This window comes from Actinomyces procaprae (assembly GCF_004798665.1).
Taxonomy (GTDB): domain Bacteria; phylum Actinomycetota; class Actinomycetes; order Actinomycetales; family Actinomycetaceae; genus Actinomyces; species Actinomyces procaprae.
Window position 1 is genome coordinate 3464387 of record NZ_CP039292.1, and the last position, 24272, is coordinate 3488658.

The following is a 24272-nucleotide window of genomic DNA, read 5'->3' on the forward strand; positions in this document are numbered from 1 at the left end:
CACTGTTGTACTGCCAAGTGCCGCTAGGCGGGCCGGCACCCCGCACACCCACCCCACGAAGCCAACCGTGACGGATGCCACCGCCTTGAGTTGGCGCGAGGGGCATCCGGTCCGATATATTCGCTTCTCGCTACACGTGGTGACAGCCACGAGCAGCACCTGGAGGATTCGCCTAGCGGCCTATGGCGCACGCTTGGAAAGCGTGTTGGGTGCAAGCCCTCGGGGGTTCGAATCCCCCATCCTCCGCCACCACTTTTCCCCGGAATCACAACGATTCCGGGTTTTTTCTTTCTCCTCCTGTCAACGCTCCTGTCAACACCTGCCCACCACCTACGTGACGAGCACCACCGCCACGGGCACACATAGACCCGCCGCACCCACGAGACAGAACTACGGCCACTGCCGACCCATGGCCGAGACCCGCGACCGGGACCAGGCCATACGCGCCGCCGCCGACGACGGCCGCCCAGTCGCCGACCTGGCCGCCACCTGGCAGCTATCCGCCACCCGGATACGCCAGATCCTCCAGTGAGCACACGAAAACGCCGCCCCACACCCAACCGGGTGCGGGGCGGCCCTCGTTTACGCGGTATGAGGCTCAGAAGTCCGGGCTCCAGTCGCCGACGCCGGACACCATCGCCCCCACCGCGCCACCCTCCACAGCAGCCGAGAACTCGGCGCGGCCGGTCAGGATATGCGCGGTCAGCGGCTTCCCCACCGCGAGCGCCTCCTCCCAGGCGGCGGTGCTGTACGGCCCGTCCAGGCTGAGGATGTCCTTGTTGGGGTCGGTGAGCAGGTTGGACCAGGCGCTGGTGTTGCCGGTGCGCCAGGTCTGGTACCCGTACGCCCACGTGCGGAAGCCGCGCGCCTTCCACACTGAGTATGCGACCAGGCCGTCGCCGGAGTACTTGAGGATTGTGCGGTCCCGGTAGGGGGTGAGCATGTCCAGGTACTCGCGCTGGTGGGTGGTGATCGCGTACTTGGGGTCGAAGAGAAGCACGTGGCTGTCGCCGTAGTGCTCGATGAGCCAGTCGAGGCGGGCGGGCATGTAGTCGGTCCCGCTCATGGCCTGCTCGACCTGCGCCCACGTCATCTCGGAGACGGGCGTGTCCGGGCCGCCCAGGCGTGCCAGGGTGCGGTCGTGGCAGCCGAGCCACACGCCATCGGACGTGCGGGCCGCCGAGAACTCGAGCATGTGGGCGCCTGCCCAGACGGCCTCGGTGTAGGCGCGCTCGGTGTGCTCGGGCCAGGACGTGGACCCGCCACGGTGTGCCACCAGCCACGGCGTGCTCATGCCCAGCAGGCCGGTGACGGTGGTGGCGCCGTGCGGCATGAGGCGGGCGGGGGCCAGGCCACGGGAGGTCTGGTAGCCGACGATCTCTACCGGCTGCCCGTCGACCTCGAGGGTCCGGTCCACCGGCTCCGGGTCGGGGTCGGGCGCGTAGGCCGGGTCGATGGTGAGCGGCAGCACCGACCATGCCTTCAGTGCGGTCTCCCCGGTCAGGGTGGGTACCAGCTCCTCGCCCTGGCAGTCGTCGATGATCGCGGCCGTGACCGCCGTCCAGGACGCGGCCGTGGTGTGGCCGGAGTCCTCGGCGGACACCACCACCCGGCCCGTGGGGGTGTGGCCGACGATCTTGCCGGTGGCGACCTGGTGCTGCTGGGTGACCACCAGTGCGGCCCCGGCGGCGGGCAGCACGGGGGCGGTATCCTGCCACGCCACCGGCGACGGTGCGGACAGCAGGCCACGCAGCACGACCAGGACGGCGGAGATCCGCCCTCCGCCGACCGGGGTCCCCACCGGGACGCTGAGCGTGTCCCCGGGGGCGGTGACGGGGCGGGTGGCGATAGTGCCCGAGCGGCCACTCTCCCCGATCTTCGCCGTGTAGGCCCCCTGCCACCCGGCGGGTGTCATGTCCCCGGAGTGGCCGTACTGGGCGCCGACGACGAGGACGGCGGCGTCACCGGCCTGCGCGCCCTCCACGCTCAGCACGGACCCGGCCGCTGTCGTCGCGGCGGTCCCCACCACGGTGGTGGTCATGCGATCACCCGCACCACGAGCGTGCCGGCCGGGGTGCCCGCCGGTACGGACGCGCCGGCGGCCAGCACCAGCACGCGCACGGTGTCACCGCCCTGCTGCGGGGCGGTCGCCTGCGCCGCCTGCACGGCAGCCGCGATCGCAGCGTCCGCCCCGCTCTTGGTGTACACAGTCGCAGCCATAGGAATCCCCTACCTTCTAGTCGTCTTCTTCCTGGTCGGCGGCGCGCCACGTAGACCCGGGATCCTCGCCCGGGCCACGGGGCAGCCGCTCCACCGGCACGCCAGCCTGCACCGCCAGCGACCTGGTAGCCCAGCACGTCGTCTCCCACGCGGCCGCCTGCCTGTGCCACCGCTGCACCTCGGTCTCGATGTCCCGCCGCTGCATCCACGACCGGTGGGCGGCACGGATGATCGACAGCACCAGCGGGGACCCCAGGGCGGCGACGATCACGGACACGATCAGGTCAGGTCGGATCATCTGGCACCTCCTGCCCTGGCGGCTGCTCGTAGACGGCGAGGATGTCCGCGCTCAAGGCGCGGGCGGCCATCAGCCGCGTCTCCTCCTGCCTCAGCCTCGTGTGAGGCTCCCGGCCCGGCTCCCACCAGCACCCCCAGATCCGCAGCACACGCTGCACCACGAGCAGCGCCACCGCCACGGCCACCCACAGGTGCCAGCCCGGCCACCGCTCGGCCAGCAGCGACCGGGACAGGCCCAGCGTGGTGGCCGCCCCCAGGCCCAGGATGACCAGCATCGCCGCCGGCGCCTCCACGCCCCACCACCCGCGCCAGGCGGACGGCACGGCCACCAGCGCACCCACGACCATGCACGCGGCCCCCAGGCCGAGGTCGAGCGGCACGGGGCCGGGGCGGGCGACGACGGCGACACCAGCCGCACCGAGGCACAGGTAGGTGACGGCCGCGAGCAGGGAGATCAGTCGCGGCGGGGTGAGGGACCCCCAGATGGTGCGCGGTGTCAGGGGCGACCACATGGGGCCTCACCCCTCCTCGCCGGCGTTGTCGAGCGGCTGGCCCACGATGGGCGCCTCGTAGACGCCGCCGGTGTGGACGGCGGCCACGACGAGCGCGACGACGGCGAGGACCTGCTCGGCGACCTGCCCCCACGCGCTGGCCTGCTCGCCGGTGATCACACCGAGGGCCGCGAGCGCCGCGAGGATGGCGGCGGCGGCCCCGTAGAGGGCGCGCCTGCGCTCGGGCGTCAGCCAGGAGACGATCGTCCGGTCCGTGGTGAGCGCTACATGCCTACCCATTGGTACTTCCCCCTGGTCACTTGGAGAGCAGCTTGCCGCTGCCCTTGTAGCTGGAGTTCAAGACGTGCTGGAGCATCCGGACCGTCTGGGCGTCACCCCGGCCGGTCACCCACCGGCCGAAGTTGCCGCCGTTGAGGTCGGCAGGGCCTCCGGACTGCCTCATCCACTGCGGGGACTGGTGCGCCGCCCAGTACTGGAAGCACTTCCAGGACCGCCACCCCATGACACCATCACTCGCGAGCGTGGTGGATCCGGTCAGTGTCCGCTTGGCCCCCGACGACATGGCGCCGTCGAGGAACTTCTGTAGGGCGGCGTACGCCGGGGCGGCCGGCCCGCCAATCTGCGTGCCCATGACCTCCTGCAGGCGGCGCAGGGTCGGGGAGCCCAGCACGCCGGTGATGGCGAGCTGCCGGGCACCATCCGTCCCGGTGCGGGCGTCCAGCGCCCGGTCCACCACCGCCGACGTCGACGTCGACGTCGACGTCGACGTGGTGGTGGCGGTAGATACCTTCGACGTCGAGCCCGCATAGCGCGCCCAGGCCTGCCGGTCGCCGTAGAAGACGTTGAGGTCCAGATTGCCGCCGTAGCCGCTGACACGCCCGGAGGATGTGTACTGCCACATGACCAGGTTCCAGCCGTGGCCCGGCCGGTACGGGCAGTCGGGGGCCTCCAGGCCACGTGCCTTGGAGGTGGGGTATCCGGCGATCCACAGGCCGTAGTCCCGGGAGACGGTCTCCCAGGCGTACTGCGAGGCCGGAGCGGCGGACATGTAGATCAGGGGCCGCACGCCTGTCAGCTGCGTGACCGTGTCCAGCCAGGTCTTGGCCCAGGCGACGTCGGAGACGCCGGAGCCGTCCTCCCAGTCCAGCACCAGCACCGCATCGCGGATGTAGCCCCGAATGTTGCCGACGAAGTGCCGCGCCTCGGCGGCCGCGCTGTTGGTGCGGTTGCGGGCGAAATGGTAGACGCCCCGCAATTTGTTGGCGGCCTTGGCCTGCTGGTAGTGCCGGTCGCAGTACGGATTGACGTATCGCGTCCCCTCGGTCGCCTTGATGATCACGAAATCACCTGCGACGCTGCGGACGTCAAGGGATGCCTGGTAGGAGGCGATGTCCATTCCTGTCAGTGCCATATGCTCTCTCCTCTGTTGAGTTGTTGGCCGGGTGTTGGGGTCAGGTGGCGGGGGTACCGAGGACGACGGCGCGGCGGCCGTGCAGCAGCACCAGCACCCGCGCACCCACGGCAGGGGCCGCCACCAGCGACACCGGGGACGCGCCCAGCGGCGCACTATCCCCATCCAGCCGCACACGCAGCGGGCTCGCACTGGTGACAGTCCCCCACCGGTACGACGGCGCCCTATCCACACGCCGCCGCAGATCCGCGAGCGCCGCCACGAGCGCATCCAGGGTGGTGGCCATCATGGGATCTCCTCCAGCTCTATGGTCGCGAGCGCGGTCGGCTCCATGGGGACGGACACCGAGGCGATGGTGGCGCTGGTGCGGTGGCCGGCGGTGTCCCAGGTGACGCGCTCACGCGGCCAGATGGGCAGTGGCAGGCAGGATGCCTTGATGCGGCCGGTGGTGGCCGTGAGCTCGGCGAGGCGGCGGGCGGCGATGGAGTTCAGTGCGGTCTGGCTGGTGGCCTCCACGCCGGTCTCCACGTGCGTGATCCACCGGCCGCGCGCCTGGTGGCTGTAGGGGCTGTCTGGGCTGGTGTTGGTGGCGGTGGCGGTCATCTCCGGCTCGTCCTCGCCACCGCCCTGGGCGACGCACACGACCCGGTTGGGTGTGCCCGCGACGTCGAGGTCGCGGGTCCAGGTGGCGGAGTGGACGGCCCGGTCGCCCTCGGCCAGCTCCCAGGCGAGCGGCCGGTCGCCTGGGAGCCGGTACGGGCTCGACGCGAGGGCGCCGTCCGGGGCCGGGCTGAGCGCCCAGTAGTTCGCCGCCGCGAGCACCTCGTTCAGGGCGGTGAGGAGGGTGGTGCCTGCCTCGAAGGTGAGGGCGGAGGTGAGGGCGGAGGTGAGGGCGGCGGTCGAGCGCTCGATAGCGGGCCGCTCCCCCGCCGCCGACACCTGGGCAGACACCCAGTCCGTCACCACCGTGCCCGCCGGGACGGTCAGCGTCTCAGGCAGGGCGTCCTCCGACAGCACCAGCAGCGGCGAGGACAGCTCCACATCCCACGACGAACCCGCGCCCGTGTACGACCTGGTGGGTGCGGACAGCAGGTACTCGCCCAGCGGCCACGACACGACCCTGCCGTGCCGGTCGCGCACATGCTCGTAGACGTGCACGCGGTCGGACAGCCAGTCGATGCCCTGGGCGCGGTCCGTGAGCGTGAGCGTGCCGGAGGCCCGCAGCGTCGTCGACGCCGACAGGTCCACCTGCCCGCCGGTCACGCCGTCCACCGGCCGCACCTCCCGGCCGTGCCGGTCAGCCAGGACGACCTCCCACCAGGACTGCCGGTGCCCGGTCAGCACCCGGGCGACCGTGTCCCCGTCCAGGCCGTCAGGGCTGGCCGTCACCCATGCGGGCAGGTCAGTCGTCACGATCCACCTCCGTGAGGTCCAGGTCGATATCCCAGATGCCGCCCCGGTAGTCGCGCGGCAGCGACAGCCCCGACATGGAGCACCACATCCGGCGGCCCAGCGGGTCCCGGTACACCACCGGGCCCGGCAGCACCGCGAGCGCGGCCAGGGCGTCCCGGATCGGCATGTCGTCGTCGTCCAGGGTGGCGGACACGGTCAGGGAGCGGGCCTCCTGGATGCCGGCCACCTCCACCGGCAGGCGGCGGCCCGCGAGGTACACGGTCTCCCGCTCCGCCAGGTCCACCGCCAGGGAGTGCGCCGGGTTGCCGTACAGGGGTGCGGTGGTGGCGTACGCGGGGCCGCCGCCGATCCACATGGCCTGGGAGTCGGCCTGCACGGCGACCAGCGCCGACGCCGACGCCCCGTCATCGGTGACCGCCTCCACCCGGTACACCGTCTCACCACTGGACAGGGCGAGCGGGTCAGCGGTGGCGTAGTCGAGCGGCACCTCGGCGTCCAGCGGCTCCCAGGACTCGCCGCCGTCCACGGACCGGGCCACCCGGTTGCGGGTGGCCGGCGGAGAGTTGGGGGTGAGCACGCTGCCGTCGGCGGAGACCGCGTAGGACTGGCCCCCGAGCATGGCGTATGGGCCTGCAGGGTCCCACCACTCCGCCACCAGGCCCTCCTGGCTGGCGTCCGTGGTCAGGGCCGGGTGGCGCACCCACAGGGTGCCGCCCGTGCACACCACGGCGGGGCGCGCGGCCACGGCCCCCTCGGGGACCGAGGCTGCCAGGACCGCCCGGTCACCGCCACCAGCCAGGCCGGTGCCCGTGGGGGCGGGCTCGCTGGTCACAGCCAGCACGCTGCCGTCGGCGGCGAGCCACTCCACCTCCACCGACACCACGGCCCCACTGGTGGGCTCCTCGGCCGCCGGCACCGAGGCGGGCGCCGCCGGCACCGGCGCGGTGGTGTCCACGACGGCGGTTGCCCCGTCTCCGGATACGACGGCACCGTCTACCACCACGGTGTCCCCGCCGGCGGCCGCCACCACGGCTGCGCCGTCCAGGACAGCCGTGGCGCCGTCGGCGGCCACCGCCACAGTCAGGGCGGGCGCCGCCTGCTCCGCCGGTGCGGCGTCCTGGCCGGTGACGTCCAGCACCACCGCATCATGCACGGTCAGCGGGCTGCCCCCGGCGCGCAAGTAGCAGATGAACTGGATCTTCCCCTCGCCATCGCGGAAATTGATGGGGAGGTCCACCCAGATGGTGGCACGGCTGGTGCCCGCCGACAGCTGCTTGCGGCTACCCGACGGCCACAGGGACCGCGTGTAGGTGCCCGCCGTCGTCAGGTAGTAGCAGCCCATGTCCACGTAGCAGTCCGCCTCGGCAGACACCAGCAGCGCCAGCCGGTACGTGCGGCCGCCAGGCAGGTCCCGCGTGCTGGTGCCGATACGGCCCGCGTTGCCGGACACCGCCGACGTCGACGTCGAGATACTGCCCGAGGTCTTGGCGACCTCGGCGTTGACCCACCAGTCGGCGGTCCACCGGTAGGCGACCTCCAGCCCGGCATCCACGCCCCCGGCAGCCACGTCCATGCCCCACGCCAGATGCTCGCCCGCCGACACCGGCACAGGGTCCGCCACGGCGACACGGCACCCCCACCCGGGCACCACAGGCGCCGCCTGCGCCCACCCGTCAGCCGTGCCGTCAGCCGCCGCCAGCGCACCGCCAGTCGTGGCCCACGCCGTCGGGCGCGCCATGTACGGGTCCGGCACCAGGCCCACCACACGAGCCGACGCCGGCAGCGGCGCAGGATTCGCCAGCGCCAGCTGCACCGCCCCAGTGGTCTCGTCCCACACGGCATCCACGAGCGGCACCGGCGGCGAGGGGTACACCACCGACACCACCGACACGGCGGTAGCCGACTGCCGGACCGCCGACACCACAGTCACCGACACCTGCCACGTACTGCCGTGCGGCAGCCGCGACGCCATAGATACCCGAGTCCCGGCCCCGGACACGCTCACCGTCTCCACCGGCCCGGACGGCACACCGTCCACCAGCTCCACGAGCTCCACCACAGCCGACACCTGGGCGTGCCCCTCGCTCTGAGCGTAGGACCACGCCACATCCGTGGTCGCAGCACCCACCACAGGCCCCGGGGCCGTGATCCCCACCACGGGCGGCGTCGCCGCCCGGAACTGCGCGGCCGCCTGCCCCAGGCCCCCACCAGCCGGGGACCACGCGGCAGAATCACCACCCGCACCACCGTCATACAAACCCTTGGTGCGCACAGTCCACATGTACTGGCCCACCGGCAGCGTGACCGCAGCAGTCTGCGCAGCCCCCGTGACATCGATGGTCTGCACCAGCTCGGTGACCAGCGGGGACACCACCCGCCGCAGCTCCACGCGGGCGGCGGTCTGCGCCGTCGAATCCGTAGGGATGTGCCGCCAGGACAGCACCACGCGCCCCGGCGCCACAGTCCCGGTCGGGCCCAGCACCGTCGGCGCAGACGGAGCCCCCAGCACCTGCACCGCAGGCGACGGCGACGACGGTGCCGACCGCAGCCCGTTGGGGGTCTTGGTGACCACCGTGTAGGTGTGGGCAGCCGCCGGATCCGGGGCACGGTGCACAAACGACGTGACGTTATTCCCGACAGACCCGACGAGCACGCCGTTGTCGTAGACGTCATAACTGCCCTCATTATGCAAGACAGTCTTCGACCAGGAGATGACAATATCGCCCGCCGAATTCTTGATAGCCGTAAGGCCGGTGGCGGGAGTGGGGGTAGTCCACACCGTCGCCGACTGCGCCCGCCCGGACTCCCTCCCATTCCACGCCCACACCCGGTAATAGGTGGCGCGCCCCGCTGGCAGGGACGTGTCAGACCAGGCCGTCCCCGTCCCCTGCACAGTGCCGACCCGCACCCAGGATTTGGTCTGGTTGTTGTAGTATTCAATCCCCGACGCGGACACGGGGTGAGACGCGTCTCGCCGCTGCGACCACGAGACGCGGATTGTCTTGCCGTCCGTCGTCGTCGCGGACACGCCCGTAGGCGTGTACGGCACCTCATACTGCCGGGCAGCGACCGTCACCGACCGCGTAACCTTCGGGCTGCCCCCATTCCAAATCGGCCCCAGCGACGCCGAGAAACTGCGGGTCACGGTGGACCCGTAGGCGGTAGCAACCGTAATCGTCTGCCGGGCGACTTCCTTAGTTACCGTCGCCCCATACCCGGACGAGAAGGATACGGACACGTCGCCCGTGATCGCACCCGACCGGTGCAGCACCGACGAGTACGAATGCCCATACGCAACCGACTGCAAATAGTAGACGACGGTCAGCCGCACGCTGCCAGAATCGACACTCCCCGACTGGGAAACGTCAATACCGACACGCATGTACCCCGATGCGGAGCCCCACTGGATAGCCAACCGTCACACCCCCAGAGTCTCACGCAGCCGACCACGAGACGCCGGACCAACCGCACGCTCAATACGCACGTCCATCTCCCCCAGGAGCGACCCATTGGCGTCCAAGAGCGTGACCTTCTCCGGCCACCGGTCGCGGCTGGCCGCTAGCTGAGCCAGCAGGTCCCACTGGCCGCCGGTAAACACCGGCTCGGGCTTTCCCGTTTCATTAGCGACCAGTGACAGGCCGGGCTGCAAAAGACCGCCCTGGTCATACTTCAGGCGCCCGTAGGTGACGGACCCGTACACCGGGACCTGCCGGGCCGAGCCGCCCGGGTGCGGCTCCTCCACGATCTGGCCGCGGCCGGCGTACCACGCGATGTGGTACGCCGGATTGCCCCAGAACACGACGTCGCCGGGGATCGGCGAGGTCACAGGGGACGCGACGGCTTGGTAGCCCGCAGCCGTCAGACGCGGCGCCCGATGCCCCGTGTGAGTCAGGGCGTAGTAGACCAGGCCGGAGCAGTCCAGCCCCGGCGGAATACTCGACCCACCCCACACGTACGGGGTACCCAAGAGAGTCTTCGCGAAATCCACCGGCGCGGACCCGGTACCGAGCGTCTCGGTCTTCTTCTTCAACCACTCGCCGATAGAGGTAATAGCATTCCCGGGGATTTCCTTAACCGCGTCGCCGAGCTGGCCAGCGAGCGGGAACCCGCCCATGAGGGCGTCCACGGGCTTGCGCACCAGCTCGGTAACCGCACCGATCGGGTCGGAGATGATCTCCGCCGCCGCCTCAACAGTATTAGCGAGCCAGTCGGTCACGCCCTTAATGCCGCCGCCGACCGCGTCCTTTACCTTGTTGAAGATACCGCCGAGGAAGAAGTGCTGGTAGCCGCGGTCTCCGATCGCGGACAGGCCCCGCCGGCCCCCGCCGACCGCAGCCCGATTCATCGCGTTCACGGCCTTCTCGCCGCCGACGGCGCGCACCCACTCCGGGCGCATGATCGCCTCACCGCCCGACAGGGCCAGCGCGCCGCCACCATCACGAGAGACGAAATGGTAGACGTCCTTGCCGGGCGTGTAGCCCGGCAGCACACCACCGGACGCGTAGCCCGGAATCTTCGACACCGACGGCAGGGTGATATTCAGGCCGACCGCCTTAGTCAGCTTGTCGACCAGCTTCTTGATACCGTCAGTGTAGATAGTGCCGATCAGGAAGTTCACCGGCTTAGCCGCCAGGGACTTAATACCGTCCCACGCCTTCCCGACAGAGTCCTTCATCGTGTTGAATCCGGACTTGATCTTCCCGATCGTGTTGTTGATGTTGGCCCACAGCGTGTTAGTGAACCAGTTTGCGACCGTGTTGATCGCAGACTTGATCCCAATCCACACCGTCGTGATCGCCGACTTCAGCCCGTTAAACCCAGACTTCAACTTGTCAATGACAACCTGAATTATCGGGCGCAGCGTATTAGAGAACCACGACGCGACCGTGTTGATCGCAGACTTGATCCCAATCCACACCGTCGTGATCGCCGACTTCAGCCCGTTAAACCCAGACTTCAACTTGTCAATGACAACCTGAATTATCGGGCGCAGCGTATTAGAGAACCACGACGCGACCGTGTTGATCGCAGACTTGATCCCAATCCACACCGTGGTGATCGCCGACTTCAGCCCGTTAAACCCAGACTTCAACTTGTCAATGACAACCTGAATTATCGGGCGCAACGTGCTGTTGAACCAGTCGGCGACCACGCTGATCGCGGTCTTGATCCCATCCCAGACCACCTTCACTGCGACAGCGAGCAGCGCGAATCCCGCCATTGCGTTGCCCACAAAGACGGTGATGACGGGCTTGACGTAGGTGTTGAACCAGTCCACGACAACTCGGACAGCGCCCATAATGCCGACCCAGACCGTGCTCACTACGGTGGCGAGCGTCGAGAAAACGTTCCTGAGCGTGTCGAACACGGTCGTGAATACGGGCACGACATTATCTGAGAACCATGCCACTACCTTTTCGACGGCACCCTTTATGCCGTCCCAGACGTCTGATACCTTGTCGCCGACCGTACTGACGCCGCTCTTGATCCCGTCCCAGGCACCCTGTAGCGCGGGGAGCACAGTGTCCTGGAACCAGGACACGACCCCGCCAACCACGTTCTTGATCGCGGTCCAGACCTTGTCCATGATCTTGCGGCCGGTCTCGGTCTTCGTGAAGAAGAACCACAATCCGGCGGCCAGGGCGGCAACTGCTGTCACCACCAGCATGACGGGATTAGCGTTGGCCGCCACATTGAACGCGATTTGCGCTGCCTTGGCGGCGTTCTGCGCGGCCTTGTAGACGTTCAGCGCCGTGGTCCAAGCCTTGTAGGCCGTCACGGCCGCACCAATCGCTACCGCAATCGACGACACGTAGTCCTTGTTCTTCACAAGCCACTGCGCCACCGAGGAGATGCCGTCAACGATCGACGGGACGAGCTGCACAACGCGGGTCAGCACCTCGCCGATCTTGGGTCCAGCCTCCGCCACGAAGCCCTGCACGCCCGTCCAGATGGACTCGAGAGTCGGCTTGGCGGCCTCGAAGCCGTTCATTACAGCGATGACGGCCTCACGTACGGACATCAGGAAGTCAACGAGGCCGGAGTCCTCCTGCTGACCGAAGATCGGCCCGGTGAAGTCGCCGTCGAGCAAGATCGACTTCATGCCCTCGAATGCCGGGACAATAGTGTCGGAGATCCACTCCTTCACGACCTGCGCCTTCTCAGCAACCGTGTCGCCCCAGGTCGAGAAGTTCGCCGTAAACCCGTTAATGGCCGACGAGATGCTGTCCACGCCGAAGACGTTGATTACCTTGGTAATCGCCGCGGCGATACGGCTGCGCGCGTTCTCAAACGCCGTGGAGATACCAGACGTCGCTGTCAGCGCCTGGTCGTGGAAGGACGCCAGCCCGTCGATACCCTCGCCGTCGAGCTTTACCAGGGTGGCGTTGAAGTCATCGAAGGAGACCGTGCCTTCCTTCATCGCGTCGTACAGGTCGGAGGAGTTAGCCGTGGCCCCCAGGAGGGCGCGGGCCATCTGGTCCAGCTGCCCGGGCATGGCCGACTGCATAGAACGCCACGCCGCCATGTCCACGGTCCCGACAGCCAGCATCTGCCGGTACTGCTCCATAGCATTCTCGACAATGGCCGCCGAGCCGCCGCCAGCGAGCAGAGCATCGTTCAGAGCCAGGCTGACGTCGGTCGCCTCTTCCAGGCTGTCAGTCAGCGGAGCCAGCCCCTGCACGGTAAGGGCTACCGCGTTCGTCGACGTCGGCAGCCCGTCCAAGGACTTGGCGATCCGGTCAATCTGCACGCGCGCGTCATCGGCGGAGTAGCCGATGTTCGCCATGATCCGCGGGAAGTTCGACAGCGTGTCCGCACGGCTCACCGCCCGGGAGAGGTTCGTCGCGATCGTCGCGCCCAGGGCGGCCACAGCGACACCGGCGGCCTTCACACCGACCGAGACCGCAGAGGACAGAGCATTGCCGACAGATGCGCCGACCCTGGACGCGACCGACGCGACCCCGGCGCCGGCCGCAGCCACGACACCGCCGAGACCGGAGACCGCCTTGCCGAGCCCAGCGCCGATCACCTGGCCTACGGGCTGCCACGCCTTGACGACCTTGCCCACAGCACTGCTGCCCAGGGCGGTCGTGATCCCCGAGACCTTCGACGTGACCGCCTTCGCGACCCCGTTCACGCCGCTGGTGATGCTGCCCCACGCCTTAGTCGCGCCAGCCGACACCGAGGCCCAGGACTTCGCCAGCGGCCCCGTGACCGTCCTCGCCAGGTTGCTGATTGCAGTCCCGACCGGGCCGAGCTGCGCCAGAGTCGTCCTAGCCGCGTCCCTGGCGTACATACCCACCAGCCGCAGCGTCTCCACCCCAGACTTCACCGACGCCGCGAGCGCCCGGGCGACGGCGGGGGTCTTGACGATGGCGTTGCCGATGGATCGTGCGATTCGCTGGCCGACGCTGGTGCCGAGCTTAGTTGTGGTGGGGCCGTCGATGGCCTGTGCGAGCTGGGCCTTGATGCCCTTGGCGCTGAGGGAGACCTGGAGCCAGGCGGTGCCGAGCTGGATTCCGGAGGTGGCGTCTGCCATGGGCGGGCACCTCCTTGGGGCTGGCTGTGGAGTTATCGGCTGGCGGTGAGCTCGGGGTGGCGGGCGAGCCAGCGGGCAGCCTTGGCGTCCTGCTTCTGCTGCTGGGCGCGGGCCTTGGCCTGCCAGCCGGGTTCGGGGGGCTTCGGGGCCTTTGGCAGCTGGTTTCTCTTGGCGCCGGCGGCGGCGGCGATGTAGGAGATGATTTGCCAGGTGCCGTGCTGGATGGCGGCCACCTCGTCTGACCAGGAGACGTCCCCGCCCATTGCGCGTCCGAGCGCGCTGCCCGGGGGCAGGCCTCGCAGGAGTACCATTAGGCGGCGCGGGGTGAGGGTGCCGCGCCACAGGTCGAGCAGATCGACCTGGTAGACGCGTAGCAGGTCTGCCTCGATCTCGGCCGCGTGCTCCTGCAGGAGGGCGGGGAGCTGGGCTAGTTTCCCAGGTTCGCGGCCTCCATCAGCTCGGTCATCATGTCGCCGACGGCGTCTAGAGGTACGCGGCCTGTGTCCGGGTCGCGGAGTGTCTCTAGGACGTCGTCGCGCGCGGGCCCGAGCAGGATTGTCACGATGCGGTAGAAGGCAGCCATGTCGCCTGCCTGGCTGAGCGCCGTCGCCTCAAGAAACTCCCAGGAGGACAGTGCCTCGGGGTCGAGGGTCACGGTGATGCCTCGGACGGTGACGGTGATGGGCTCGCCGGTGGCCTCGGAGCGCTGCTGGTCCGCGATGGTCACCTGGGGCGCCTGTTCGGCGGCGGCTGCCAGGGGCTCGCCGTCGGCGGCGGGGGCTGTGGCGGCCGGGCGGGCGGCGAGGGCGGTGTGGGTGTGGGGGCGACGCCGGCCGCGGTTCTTCTTGGACGACATTTCCGGATCCCTTTCAAAGATTGTGGGTGCGCCGGATCCTCTAGCGGTGGGTTGACCCTCGCCCGGCCGGGGATCCGGGGCCGGCCGGGCGAGGGAGTGTGTCAGGCGGACGGGAGCAGCGACGGAGCGTCCGTCCAGATGCTGAAGTCGTCCAGCATCGTCAGCTGGTGCTCATAACCGGTGATCTCACCGGTCTGGAAGGACAACTCGCCGCGCTCGCCCAGCTCCAGGTGAGGGAGCACGATGCGGATCTTCACGCCCGCGCCGGACACATCAAACAGGTCCAGCACCCCGGACATGGGGATGACCTTCCGAGACGTCGGGACTGTCAGCTTCGCGACGACCTTCGTCTCCCCGTTGAACTCCTCCGAGCTGCGCCCAGCGGCCTTGACGTCCAGGTACCGCTTGACGATGTCGAGCTTCCCCTCAAGCAGTGTCGCGGTCACAGTCGTCTTGGAGGAGTCCATGAAAGTCTTGACGATCTTGTGTCCCTGGTGTCCCTTGATCTCAGACACCGAGTCGTCGAACGCCATGCCGGCTCCGTCCTCGGACAGCCAGCCACAGTCCACCAGGGTGTCCGGCACAGCCGTGTACAAGCCGGTGATCTTGGAGTCCAGATCCGGGTCGTAATCCCCCAGGTAAAGGGAGTCATCATCAGACCCAAAGATCCATGCGTTGAGAGCGTTTGTCTTTCCCATGGTAGTTTGCCTTTCAGCTATTGAAGTTTGGTAGTGATCTGATAAGTGGCGGTCGCCCGCGCACTCGTGGTGTCCGGGTCCGGAGACTCCGCCGGGGACGTTCCAGACACACGCACCACCGGCGCCAGCCCCACAACAGCCCCATGCACCGCACTATCGACCGCGAGCGCCAGCTCGACGGCGGCGGCCGTGGTGGGGGCGTAGGAGTCGATGGTGACCTGGGTGGTGTGGAGTGCGCGGTCGTGGCGGCCGGTGCCGCCGGTGAGCAGCACCCGCACGAATGTGGCGGGGGCGTCCTCGGTGTCGGGTCGGGCGGAGAGGGCGGGGACGCCAACCTGATCCGTGAGCCAGGCCAGCAGGATTTCCTTGACGTCTACCGCGCGAGGGGGTGTGGTCATCGGACGCCACCTCCAGCTGCCCGCTCTAGGACGTGGTCGCGCGCCTGGCGGCGGCGAGCGTCGGGGGTCTCGGCCCGCACGTAGGCGCGGGCGCGGTTGCCGGTGCCGGCGACGACGCCGAAGCCTTCTCCGGCGCGGGCCCTGACCTGGTTGGCTGCGTCGTTGACGGCGGCGCGGGCGGCCTTCGAGCGCAGCAGCTCGGCGATGCCTGGCTTGTTGAGCGTGATCCTGGTTGTCACGGGTGTCCTCCTGTCTCGTGGGGGTCGGTGGCGGCGGCGAGCGTGACCACCAGGCCGGAGGGCCAGCGGGCCGGCGCCCCCTCCACCCGGTAGACGGTGCCGTGGACGCGCAGCCGGTCGGACGCGAGGACATCCGGCCATGCCCCGCGCCAGTACAGCGTCGGCGAGGAGAGCACCGGTGCTGCGCCGACCGTGACCGGCTCCGAGGTGCCCCCAGGCGCGAATAGCGCCGGGGGCAGCTCGGTCTCGACGTCGGGGCCCGGCACGCGCTCGCCGTAGCGGTCGGTGGTGCCGGGGCCCGCCCGGACCCGCACGACCGGTGTCGGTACGCGGGTCATCGGGGCACCGCCGAGAAGAGCAGGTCCACCTCGGCTGCCCGGCCTGTGCGGCCGCCGAGCAGCTGTGCCTCCGCCTTCCGGAGGAACAGGCCGCCCTCGGGGTTGGAGTAGGTGAACCCGTCCGAGAAGGGGCCGTCCGTGTGGGTCTCGGAGGCGACCAGGCCCCGAGGCTCGACCCCGTAGCCGCCGGCGGCGACGTCGGCGGTCTGGTCGGCGGCCATGGCCCGCTTGACCATGGCGCACACGATCCGCCGCCGGGTCGCCGCGGTGGCTGACGCCCAGCGGGGGCAGGACGCCTTGATCAGGTCCGTGGCGTCCTCCAGGAGCACCGAGGCCCGGGCCTGCTCGGTGCCGGACAGTGCCCACCACCGGGCCTCCAGGTCGGCGACGGTCGCGAACAGCTCCGTGGCCTGCTCCTGCTGGTCGTCTGCCATGATCGGGCCTCCTCCCCTCCCGTGTGGCGGTCAGTCGTCGCCGTCGACGGCGGCGTGCTTGGCCTTGCGGGTGGTCTTGCGGGTAGAGGCCGGGACGACACCGGCCGAGGCGGGCAGGGAGTCCAGGAGGGCCGCCTGCGCGCCGTCGACGGACGCCCGCCCATCGTGGAAGTCCACGACGACCCGGACGCCGTCGACCACGCCGACCACCCGCTGCTCGGGCCACTTCACCGACCGGTAGGTGCGCATCAGGCAGAGACCTTCACCATCGCGTGGTGCAGCTCGTTGCCATAGCGCAGGCCGATCTCGCCGTACAGCTGCACCTTGTCGGTGGCGCCGGTCTTGGCCAGCGGCTCAGCGAAGAAGTGACCCTTGCCGGGGATCTCCAAGAACGCGGGAGCGCAGTCCTCAAGGGAGACCACCAGGAGGGTGTCGGCGGGAACGTACCGGTCGAGCATGATGTTCGCCCGGCCGAAGTCCGTCTCGATGGTCTGCAGGTTGACGCCGCCGACGTTGCGGGTCTCCTCGCGGTAGTTGTTGTCCTTGATGAAGATCTTGGACAGCTGCCGCTTGAGGGCCGCGCCGACAATGATCGTGCGGGTCTCGGCCTCCTGCAGGCCGCCGTTCTCCCACGCCTTCTGGAACGCGTCAAGCACCGCGTCCTCGGTCAGGGAGCCGCCGGCCACGGTGACCACGTTCGTGGTGATCGCGGAGATCAGGCCCTGGGTCTTGCGCGGCTGAGTGTTGTCGTCCGGGTCCTGCAGCACTCCGGTCAGGAAGGACTTCTCCACGTCCCGGGCAATCTGCTTGAGCTGCTGCTCAATCTGCCAGGACAGCTCATCCACGGGCAGGGTGGTGGAGCCGATCGTCACCATGGCCTTGCCGTCGGTGGACCGCTGCGCGCGGGCCGCGGACTTGGTGTAGGTGATCTCGACAGCCTCCTGGTGGATCTCCAGGACGTTGCGGACCGTGCGGCGCACGCGCTCCTCCCCCTCGGGGGCGGCAGCGCCCTCAAGACGCTGACGGTTCTCGTCAGCGTCCCGCAGGTCGTAGGTCTGCCACTCGAAGAACGTCGCACCAGCAGACACGCCACCAGTCAGACCACCAATGGCGGACAGGAACGGGGTGTCCTCCGGGGAAGTGCCGAACAGCTCCCCCACATAGTTGGGCAGGTTGTAGGTGGTGCCAGCACCAGTGATTCCGGGCATCACAAGCCCCTTTCAATGATTCGGTCTGGATGTTCAGCCGCCGAGCTTCATCGCCTTCAGCGACGAGACGAGCGTCTTATCGCCCGCCTTCTCGGCAGCCGCAATCTGGTCATCCAGGGAAGCCCCGGCGTCACCGTCCGGGTTACCCATGTGCCGCACGAACAGAGGCGACTTCGACCCACCCGCCGGCGCGGACGCCGGAGCGGGCGCCTGGGAGGTCGCCCAGGCCTTGAGCGCTTCCGCGTACGCCTGCGCGTCATCGCCCGGGCCTGCCAGCAGCTCAGACGGCACACCCGTCCTCGCCGCCACCTCGGCCCGATCCCGCTCCACCTCAAGCGCCCGCACCTTCGCCTCAAGAGCCGCGAGCGCCGCGGCGTCCTTGTCGGCCTGGGAGCGCTCGGCGTCCTGGGCTGCTGCCTGGGCTGCCTGCAGCTCCTTGAGCTGCTTCTCGGCGGCCTTGCGGGCGGCCCGCTCGGCGTCGAGGGCGCGCTTGCCGGCGTCGCCGAGGGCGGCCTCGCCGCCGGTGTCGGGGGTGGGTGCGGCCTGATCCTGGGTGGGGTTGTCCGTCGCGGACTCGCCCCGCTGGGCGTCGCCGTCAGCGCTGGGTGTGGTGTTGGGGTTGGGCATGGGTGCTTCCCTTTCTGGGGTTGGTGCCGTCGCGGCACAGGTAAGCCCCGCATGTCGCATACGGGGGCATGAGAAAACCCCGCGCCAGATGGTGCGGGGCAGTCAGCGGGAGCGCGGTAGCGCCGGGGCTAGGCGGCCGGGGCGGCTGCCTGGGCCTTGCGGGCCTCCTCCTGGGAGGCCACGAGGTCGTTGTATTCCTCAAAGTCGAGGGCGTCTGCGCACAGTTCACGGGTCATTTCGATGATCCGGTCGGGGACGATGAGGTCATACCAGGCGATGGCTGAGATCGCGCATTCGCAGGCCGCACCGGTGTCGTCTGCGCGCAGCAGGTTCAGGGTGCGAACGTCCTCGGAGTCCGCACCCCGGTGCTCAGCCACGATGGCGATCAGCTCGCCGGTCAGCTCGTCCCAGGTAGCCACGAGTTAAGTCTACGCGCCGGCCGCGTTGTTGTGCACGGGGATGATGCTCGCAACCCGAGTCACACCGCGCTTGTTCGTGCGCAGTGCCACACGGACGCGAATGCCGTTGACGGTGTCCTCGACGATACCGGCGGGGCTGGTCGGCCATGCCTGGGATCGAAGTACCTGTTCAGCCGCGCGGAGAATGTCGTTCGGGGTCCAAGACGAGGGGAACTCGCTAGACCCGTGTATCCACCCGTACCCGGTGCCATGGCCTCCGCCCCTGCGGTCGCCGTAGAGCGTGTGCGCCCATGCCTTGGCTGTCAGGGCTGGCAGGTCGTCCGGCCAGGACTGGGGAGCCGAGGGCAGGGCCTCGGGAGGCAGCCGGCGGGACGCGGACTGGGCCATGCCGGAGGCAGCCAGCCGGTCCGCGACCCACGCGCGGTGCTTGTCCCACGCCTCCCGCTGCAGCGTGTTGTCCAGGCTGGCGCTGCGGCGAGCGGTCGCCGCCCCCGCCTTGCCGGCCGGGGTCTTGGGCGAGTCGGTGAACTCGCCCGGGTAGCGCTTGCGCATGGCGGCCGCGATGTTCTCCGCCGTCGGGGACTGCCCAGAGGACACCACGATGCGACGCGCCTCGTCATACTTCGCCTTCAACCCGTCCGGGTCGTACCCGGCGATGCTCGGGTCCTTCGCCTTCCAGGACGGCACGACCTGGCAGTCGCAGTGGTCGTGGTATCGATTGCCGTCCCCGCCGGCGGACTCGGCGGTGGCGTACACCCAGCCGCGGGAGGCCAGCATCGCGCACCACGCGCACGTTGACGGCCCGGACGGCACCCGCGCCCACTTGCGGCACGCATTGTCCCGGACCGCGTTGCGGGTGATCGTGCCGCGCCCCTGCCCCATGACGTGGCGCTGCAGACCACCCTCAAGCATCGCGCGCGCCGCCGCCAGGTCGCCGGCGAACACGAAGCGGGACGCCGCCCGGACGGTCCCCTCAAGACGGGCCAGGGGCACCGGCTCAACCAGCACCGCCTCATAGGCCCCGCCTATCTCTGCGGCGCGGGCCTGCTCGTACCACTCGGCAGCGGCCGTAGCCACCACGTCCCCGTACTGCTGGCACAGCGCCGGGAAGACCTCCAGCAGGCCGTCCCGGATACGCGCCGGCGGCCACCCCGCCCGAGCAGCCGCCGCGAAGAACAGGTCCAGCTCCCTGACCGCCTCGGTCACCGCCCGGCGCTGAGCCGCCGACAGCCGGCTGATGCTCGCACGATCCGGCATCAGTCACCCTCAACCGGCACAGATCCCGCGGAGGCACCAGCCTGCGCCGTGGCCGGCGTGGTGACGTCGACGCCGGCGGAGCTGAGCTGGTCCAGCACCGAGCGTGCGCCCGCACGCCGCAGCTGAGACCTGATCCGCGTGATCTGCTCCCCCGTGTACCCCAGCTCCTCCAGCGCCACATCCGTGTCCGCGAGCGCAGGGATCGCCTGGATCTGCTTGACCATGGCGTCGGACTGGGAGACGACCGAGGGCATGGCGGGGTTGCGCCAGCGGGCGGACACGCGGGTGAGGTCGTCGGGCATCCGGTCTGTGGGGGTGCCATCGCGGATGCACACCATGTCCTGGATGACCCGGGCCAGGGCGTGGCCGTTGACGCGGTTGAGGGATTGGGCCTCGATTACGAGGTCTTCCTTGGCGGCGTAGATGGCCTCGGCGGATGAGGGGTTGTCCTGGACGATGCCGAGGGAGGAGATGGGCACGTTGGTGGATGCGGCGAACTCGGCGGCGAGCTGGCGCTTGACGTCGAGAAAGGGCTGCATGGACTGCTGTGGGATGACCTCAAGCTTGGGCAGCTCGCCGTCCTCGTCCTTCGGCAGGGACTTGAGGCGGCCCATGTACCAGGTCCACAGGGGCGTTGGATTGCCGTTCTCGTCCTGGAACATCTCCTCGTCGGCGCCCAGGAGCAGGAGCGCGGGGGCGGCGTACAGGTCGGAGGAGACCTCGGTGCGGTAGCCGGCGCGCACGGCGCGGTCCACGATGGACATGACCTCGCGGCTGATGCGGGAGCGGCCGAAGGGGCGGCCCAGGGAGGGCCGGTAGGCCAGGGGCTCCATCGGGACGCGCCCGAGGGCGTGGTCCATGCGGGCGATAGCCGTCCACCCGCGGTCGCCTCGGGCGAGGCGGGTCACGTGCGTGCGAGTCATTAGCAGGGCGCCGTTGGGGAGGCCCAGGTCGTCCCGGGAGTCCAGCACCAGGCCGGCCTCAAGGTGGCGGCGGCGGGCGTCCCACAGGCCGGTGGCCCACTGGGCGTCGGCGCCGGTGACCACCACAGGCGGGTCGTCCGTACCCTCCTGCCCCGGCATGACGACGGCGAAGGCGCAGGAGAAGGTCAGCTCGGCGTCGACCAGCTCAGGGACCAGCACGTCGAATCGGTTCGCGGCCAGCAGGCCCGACAGGTCGAAGGGGTCCTCCTGCCCGGACGGGGCGGTGATGCCGTCCCACATGCAGCGGGAGGCCAGGGCGGTGACGGCCTTGTCCGGCCAGCCGCACACGACGTCGAGCTGGTGGCGCATGTACTCCGGGATGGACGCGCCCAGCCACGCCAGGTCCTGGTGCATGTTCCGGTAGCGGGACCGCAGCGCATTGCGAGAGGCCTTCCGGGACCACTGGGTCAGCAGGCGGCCCATCAGCTCGGCGTCGTCGGCGGACAGGCCCACCACGCTGGTGGGCACGTCCACGATCAGCGGCGCAGCCGTCATCAGGTCATCACCACGCCTCTCCTGGTCGCGACAGTCTTCGGACGACGCTTAGTGGTCTTGGCCGCCCAGGCCGCCAGGGTGGCGGCGTCCAGGCCGGCGGAAGTCATGCCCTCGGGGGCCTGCCAGCCGAACCCACCCCCGGCGCCGATCCGGCGACGGGAGACCACGGCGGCCTCCTCCTCAAGCTCCGGGTCCTGCAAGTGGGTCAAGGTCTGCTCACGGACCGCGGCATCGAACATGGCGTGGGCGGTGATCACGTCCGCGGCAGTCGGGGTCCACAGCACCTTCGCCGGGATGCCCTCGGCTCGCAGCCGCTCGATCAGATCCCCGGCGCCGGCCTTGCCGTCCACCACGATCTGCGCCCACCGGTCCCGGTGAGCCACCAGGTAGTCCACCACCCACTGCACGCCGTGCCCCATCTGACGCACGCCCTGCTCGGTGCACAGCTCCACATGCACCCGGCGGGTGCGGTCCTTGGGAGCCTTGCGCCACTGCGCGCGAGTCATCACCTCGCGGCCGGCGCGGGCGAGGGCCACCGTGGACCCGTCCGCCGCAAAGCGGACCGCCGCGCACCAGCGGGCACCCAGCGGGGCGTCCTCAACCGTCAGCGCCTTCCACGCCTCCCGGCCGATCGCCTGGTCCGACAGGGACGGGTCCCAGATCCCCAGGCCCTCGCGGCGGAAGGACTCAGGCCCCAGCTGCCGCTTCATCCGCAGGATCGACGACTCCGGGGTGCGGTGCGGGTAGGACGGGTTGGCTTTGCGCCACTGGGCGCGGGAGCTGGGGTCCGCAGTGTCGTCGGCACCCAGCTCGACGTACAGGCCGTCCCGCAGGTCCCCATCCAGCGCCTGCCGCCGGAAGACAGTGAATGCCTCGGACGGGTCCGTGGGCCTCGGGGGCGTGCCCATGCGGATGATCAGCGGGTTGGGGCTGGTGTTCGTGGCGGGCACCATGTCGTCCAGAGCCCGCTGCCCCAGGATCTGAGCCTCGTCGAAGATCAGCACGTCCACGCCCGCGAAGCCGCGCCCGAACCCGCCCTCCCTGGCGCCGAACAGGATCCGGGAGCCGTTGTGGAACCGGATCTGCTGCTCACCGTTCGCCCGGCGCACCCCGTTAACGGGGATGTAGCGGGCGGCCGACGGGCGGCGGGCGATGCCCTGCATGTACTCGAAGGTCTCATCAGCCGTGCGGGTGCGGTGCGCGGTCCACAGCACCAGCAGGCCCGGCTGCAAAGTGCACAGGGCGAACATCGCCGAGCCGATCGTGTAGGTCTTGCCGACCTGCCGCGGCATGGACATCTGCACGCCATCGATACCCGCCGCGTACAGGCCATCAGCGTGCTTAGCGAACACGCACCGCCCCAGCCCATCCTGCCAAGGGTCAAAGCTTGAGCCGATGCGGGCGCACCGGTCACGGATAGCCGGCCACCCCGTCGAAGTAACGCCCTCAGGGAGGATCAGATGCTTGGCGACATCCGAGAGCCGGTCCCGCCGCGGGCTAGACCGCCTCCCACTCCTCGTCCTCGGTGGCGTCGCCCGACTCATCCAGGGCCTCCTTCTCGCCCTCCTCGATCACACGCACCTGCGCGTCAATCTCCAGCAGGCGCCGAGAGATCGACGCCAGATCCCGCGGGGAGGTCTTGTCCGAGTCCAGTGCCTTCGCCAGGCGCTTACGCATCGTCGTGAGCACATCCTTGCGGGAGCCGCGCTCCGCGGCCTCCAGCACCGACGACGGCGCCGCCGGCGCCTCGGGCTCCGCCACCTCGACGGGTGGGGTGTCGGGGACTGCCCGCAGCTGAGGCTTGCGTGCCTTCCGAGGCCGACCAGCCATCCCGAATCACCCCCAGCCGCGAGCGCCCGATGCGGGAAAAACGTTGGAATCGTGGGAAAAACAGCGGGGAGAGAACCCGCTATGCCTTTAGGGGGCCGAGGCCGGAGGGGGGAGGGGATACTCCCCCCTCCCAGCCCGCGGCGGGCCGGTCACCAGTCGCCGGACTCGGCGGTGTCCCGGACCCTCACCGGCGAGGGCAGCCGACGACGGCGCTTACGGGAACGGACCTTACCATCGCCCTTGCGTAGATTGCACGAGCGGCACAGGATCTGCAGGTTCTCCAACTCGTCCGTGCCACCCTGTGCCCAGGGCACGATGTGGTCCACCTCAGCGGACCTCGGAGTCAGCCCCACAGCCCAGTCCAGCTCCACGCCGCAGCGCGGGCAGCGTGTCAGCCCAGCCGCGCGAGCACGGCGCTTGACAGTCGCGGCCAAGTGCAGCCACTTCGTGGTCCCAGTGCGAGAGGTCGCCATGCGACGCACCTCCCGGCTGTTAGTCGCGGCCTTCCGCCTTTCGCCGCTGGCGCTGTTCACGGAAGCGGGTTAGCTTGGCGGGCTGCTGGTATACCGCGTCGAGCAGCACGCTCATGAAGTTCAGGACGTCGTCGCACTCTTCCTCGGTGACTTCCTGGACGAACTCCCCGTGAGCCATCTCGTTGCCCATGTGCCGGATCTCGTGCGCTGTCTCTGTCACCAGCGGTGAGATGAGCTGCCGCTCCTGCAACGTGTTGATCTTCGACATCAGGGAGCCGTCGGTTATGCCCTGGTCCTTGGCTACCGCTTCCACCACCGACCGCGCCAGCAGGATCGCAGCCCGGTAGGAGCGGATGGAGTAGCAGGAGTACGCCTCGGACGCAGCATCGTTAATCGGGGAAGGCACGTCAGGGAACTCCTTCCCAAGCACGGCCTCAGGAACCCAAACAATCCGCGTAGCAGTATCAAGGTGAAAGGCGCTCTCCGTATAGATTCCAGTCGCCAAAGCTACGGATGGGGCGCCGCAGTTGTCGCACACGCAAGGAATACCCCAAATCTTCTCAGCACCCTGGGGCTCGAAGCGCGCACCGTCGGAGGTGGGCGTCATATGCGCGGATTGCTTGC

General features: G+C 69.4%; 28 protein-coding genes and 1 tRNA gene. 2 read left to right on the forward strand and 27 right to left on the reverse strand.

Features of this window, described 5'->3' with window-relative positions:
* Nucleotides 1-161 precede the first annotated feature (161 nt).
* A tRNA-Ser gene (locus E4J16_RS14360) sits at nt 162-249 on the forward strand.
* A 160-nt stretch (nt 250-409) separates the two neighbouring features.
* Nucleotides 410-532, forward strand: coding sequence for a hypothetical protein (locus E4J16_RS16020; protein ID WP_275669557.1), 123 nt, complete (start codon nt 410-412; stop codon nt 530-532).
* Between the two features lie 66 nt (nt 533-598).
* On the opposite strand, the gene E4J16_RS14365 is transcribed toward E4J16_RS16020, so the two are convergent.
* From E4J16_RS14365 to E4J16_RS15245, 27 genes are all read right to left on the reverse strand, one after another.
* Complete coding sequence (locus tag E4J16_RS14365) at nt 599-2041, reverse strand: glycerophosphodiester phosphodiesterase (protein WP_136314413.1); 1443 nt, start codon at nt 2039-2041, stop codon at nt 599-601.
* The gene (locus E4J16_RS14370; protein WP_136314414.1) at nt 2038-2220 is read right to left on the reverse strand and encodes a hypothetical protein; all 183 of its coding nucleotides are present in this window, start codon (nt 2218-2220) and stop codon (nt 2038-2040) included. The genes E4J16_RS14365 and E4J16_RS14370 overlap by 4 nt, the downstream gene beginning before the upstream one ends.
* Before the next feature lie 16 nt (nt 2221-2236).
* The gene (locus tag E4J16_RS14375) at nt 2237-2518 is read right to left on the reverse strand and encodes a hypothetical protein (RefSeq protein ID WP_136314415.1); all 282 of its coding nucleotides are present in this window, start codon (nt 2516-2518) and stop codon (nt 2237-2239) included.
* The gene (locus E4J16_RS14380; protein WP_136314416.1) at nt 2505-3029 is read right to left on the reverse strand and encodes a hypothetical protein; all 525 of its coding nucleotides are present in this window, start codon (nt 3027-3029) and stop codon (nt 2505-2507) included. Before E4J16_RS14380 ends, E4J16_RS14375 begins: the two co-directional genes overlap by 14 nt.
* 6 nt (nt 3030-3035) lie before the next feature.
* Entirely contained in the window at nt 3036-3308 is a 273-nt protein-coding gene (locus E4J16_RS14385; RefSeq protein ID WP_136314417.1) for a phage holin, read from the reverse strand.
* 16 nt (nt 3309-3324) lie between these two features.
* Nucleotides 3325-4440: a GH25 family lysozyme gene (locus E4J16_RS14390; protein WP_168709526.1), complete on the reverse strand. Its 1116-nt coding sequence runs from the start codon at nt 4438-4440 to the stop codon at nt 3325-3327.
* A gap of 40 nt (nt 4441-4480) precedes the next feature.
* Entirely contained in the window at nt 4481-4729 is a 249-nt protein-coding gene (locus E4J16_RS15225; protein ID WP_136191974.1) for a hypothetical protein, read from the reverse strand.
* On the reverse strand, nt 4726-5853 hold the full coding sequence (locus tag E4J16_RS14395) for a hypothetical protein (RefSeq protein WP_136314419.1): 1128 nt from the start codon (nt 5851-5853) through the stop codon (nt 4726-4728). The genes E4J16_RS15225 and E4J16_RS14395 overlap by 4 nt, the downstream gene beginning before the upstream one ends.
* Nucleotides 5843-8929: a fibronectin type III domain-containing protein gene (locus tag E4J16_RS14400; RefSeq protein WP_136314420.1), complete on the reverse strand. Its 3087-nt coding sequence runs from the start codon at nt 8927-8929 to the stop codon at nt 5843-5845. The genes E4J16_RS14395 and E4J16_RS14400 overlap by 11 nt, the downstream gene beginning before the upstream one ends.
* Nucleotides 8930-9271: 342 nt before the next feature.
* Complete coding sequence (locus tag E4J16_RS14405) at nt 9272-13393, reverse strand: tape measure protein (RefSeq protein ID WP_136314421.1); 4122 nt, start codon at nt 13391-13393, stop codon at nt 9272-9274.
* 32 nt (nt 13394-13425) lie between these two features.
* The gene (locus E4J16_RS14410) at nt 13426-13704 is read right to left on the reverse strand and encodes a hypothetical protein (RefSeq protein WP_136314422.1); all 279 of its coding nucleotides are present in this window, start codon (nt 13702-13704) and stop codon (nt 13426-13428) included.
* A 116-nt stretch (nt 13705-13820) separates the two neighbouring features.
* Nucleotides 13821-14249, reverse strand: a complete 429-nt coding sequence (locus E4J16_RS14415; RefSeq protein ID WP_136314423.1) for a hypothetical protein — start codon at nt 14247-14249, stop codon at nt 13821-13823.
* Between the two features lie 101 nt (nt 14250-14350).
* Complete coding sequence (locus E4J16_RS14420; protein WP_136314424.1) at nt 14351-14947, reverse strand: hypothetical protein; 597 nt, start codon at nt 14945-14947, stop codon at nt 14351-14353.
* Between the two features lie 17 nt (nt 14948-14964).
* Complete coding sequence (locus E4J16_RS15230) at nt 14965-15345, reverse strand: hypothetical protein (RefSeq protein ID WP_168708052.1); 381 nt, start codon at nt 15343-15345, stop codon at nt 14965-14967.
* Nucleotides 15342-15584 carry a hypothetical protein gene (locus E4J16_RS15235; protein ID WP_168708053.1) on the reverse strand — a complete coding sequence of 81 codons (243 nt, stop codon included), beginning with the start codon at nt 15582-15584 and terminating at the stop codon, nt 15342-15344. The genes E4J16_RS15230 and E4J16_RS15235 overlap by 4 nt, the downstream gene beginning before the upstream one ends.
* Complete coding sequence (locus E4J16_RS15240; RefSeq protein ID WP_168709527.1) at nt 15581-15922, reverse strand: hypothetical protein; 342 nt, start codon at nt 15920-15922, stop codon at nt 15581-15583. Before E4J16_RS15240 ends, E4J16_RS15235 begins: the two co-directional genes overlap by 4 nt.
* Nucleotides 15919-16356 carry a Gp19/Gp15/Gp42 family protein gene (locus E4J16_RS14430; protein WP_136314426.1) on the reverse strand — a complete coding sequence of 146 codons (438 nt, stop codon included), beginning with the start codon at nt 16354-16356 and terminating at the stop codon, nt 15919-15921. Before E4J16_RS14430 ends, E4J16_RS15240 begins: the two co-directional genes overlap by 4 nt.
* 30 nt (nt 16357-16386) lie before the next feature.
* A complete protein-coding gene (locus tag E4J16_RS14435; protein ID WP_136191983.1) occupies nt 16387-16605 on the reverse strand; it encodes a hypothetical protein in 219 nt (72 codons plus the stop codon).
* Nucleotides 16605-17564 carry an SU10 major capsid protein gene (locus tag E4J16_RS14440; protein ID WP_136191984.1) on the reverse strand — a complete coding sequence of 320 codons (960 nt, stop codon included), beginning with the start codon at nt 17562-17564 and terminating at the stop codon, nt 16605-16607. Before E4J16_RS14440 ends, E4J16_RS14435 begins: the two co-directional genes overlap by 1 nt.
* 33 nt (nt 17565-17597) lie before the next feature.
* Nucleotides 17598-18191, reverse strand: coding sequence for a hypothetical protein (locus E4J16_RS14445; RefSeq protein WP_136314427.1), 594 nt, complete (start codon nt 18189-18191; stop codon nt 17598-17600).
* Nucleotides 18192-18319: 128 nt separating this feature from the next.
* On the reverse strand, nt 18320-18610 hold the full coding sequence (locus E4J16_RS14450) for a hypothetical protein (protein WP_136314428.1): 291 nt from the start codon (nt 18608-18610) through the stop codon (nt 18320-18322).
* Between the two features lie 9 nt (nt 18611-18619).
* Nucleotides 18620-19867 (reverse strand): VG15 protein, encoded by a 1248-nt coding sequence (locus E4J16_RS14455; protein ID WP_136314429.1) that lies wholly within the window; start codon nt 19865-19867, stop codon nt 18620-18622.
* Nucleotides 19867-21345 (reverse strand): phage portal protein, encoded by a 1479-nt coding sequence (locus tag E4J16_RS14460; RefSeq protein WP_136314430.1) that lies wholly within the window; start codon nt 21343-21345, stop codon nt 19867-19869. Before E4J16_RS14460 ends, E4J16_RS14455 begins: the two co-directional genes overlap by 1 nt.
* Complete coding sequence (locus E4J16_RS14465) at nt 21345-22697, reverse strand: terminase (RefSeq protein ID WP_136314431.1); 1353 nt, start codon at nt 22695-22697, stop codon at nt 21345-21347. The genes E4J16_RS14460 and E4J16_RS14465 overlap by 1 nt, the downstream gene beginning before the upstream one ends.
* Before the next feature lie 145 nt (nt 22698-22842).
* Nucleotides 22843-23175, reverse strand: a complete 333-nt coding sequence (locus E4J16_RS14470) for a hypothetical protein (RefSeq protein WP_136314432.1) — start codon at nt 23173-23175, stop codon at nt 22843-22845.
* 149 nt (nt 23176-23324) lie between these two features.
* On the reverse strand, nt 23325-23648 hold the full coding sequence (locus tag E4J16_RS14475; RefSeq protein WP_136314433.1) for an HNH endonuclease: 324 nt from the start codon (nt 23646-23648) through the stop codon (nt 23325-23327).
* Between the two features lie 19 nt (nt 23649-23667).
* Nucleotides 23668-24054 carry a DUF4145 domain-containing protein gene (locus tag E4J16_RS15245; RefSeq protein WP_168709528.1) on the reverse strand — a complete coding sequence of 129 codons (387 nt, stop codon included), beginning with the start codon at nt 24052-24054 and terminating at the stop codon, nt 23668-23670.
* Nucleotides 24055-24272 lie beyond the last annotated feature (218 nt).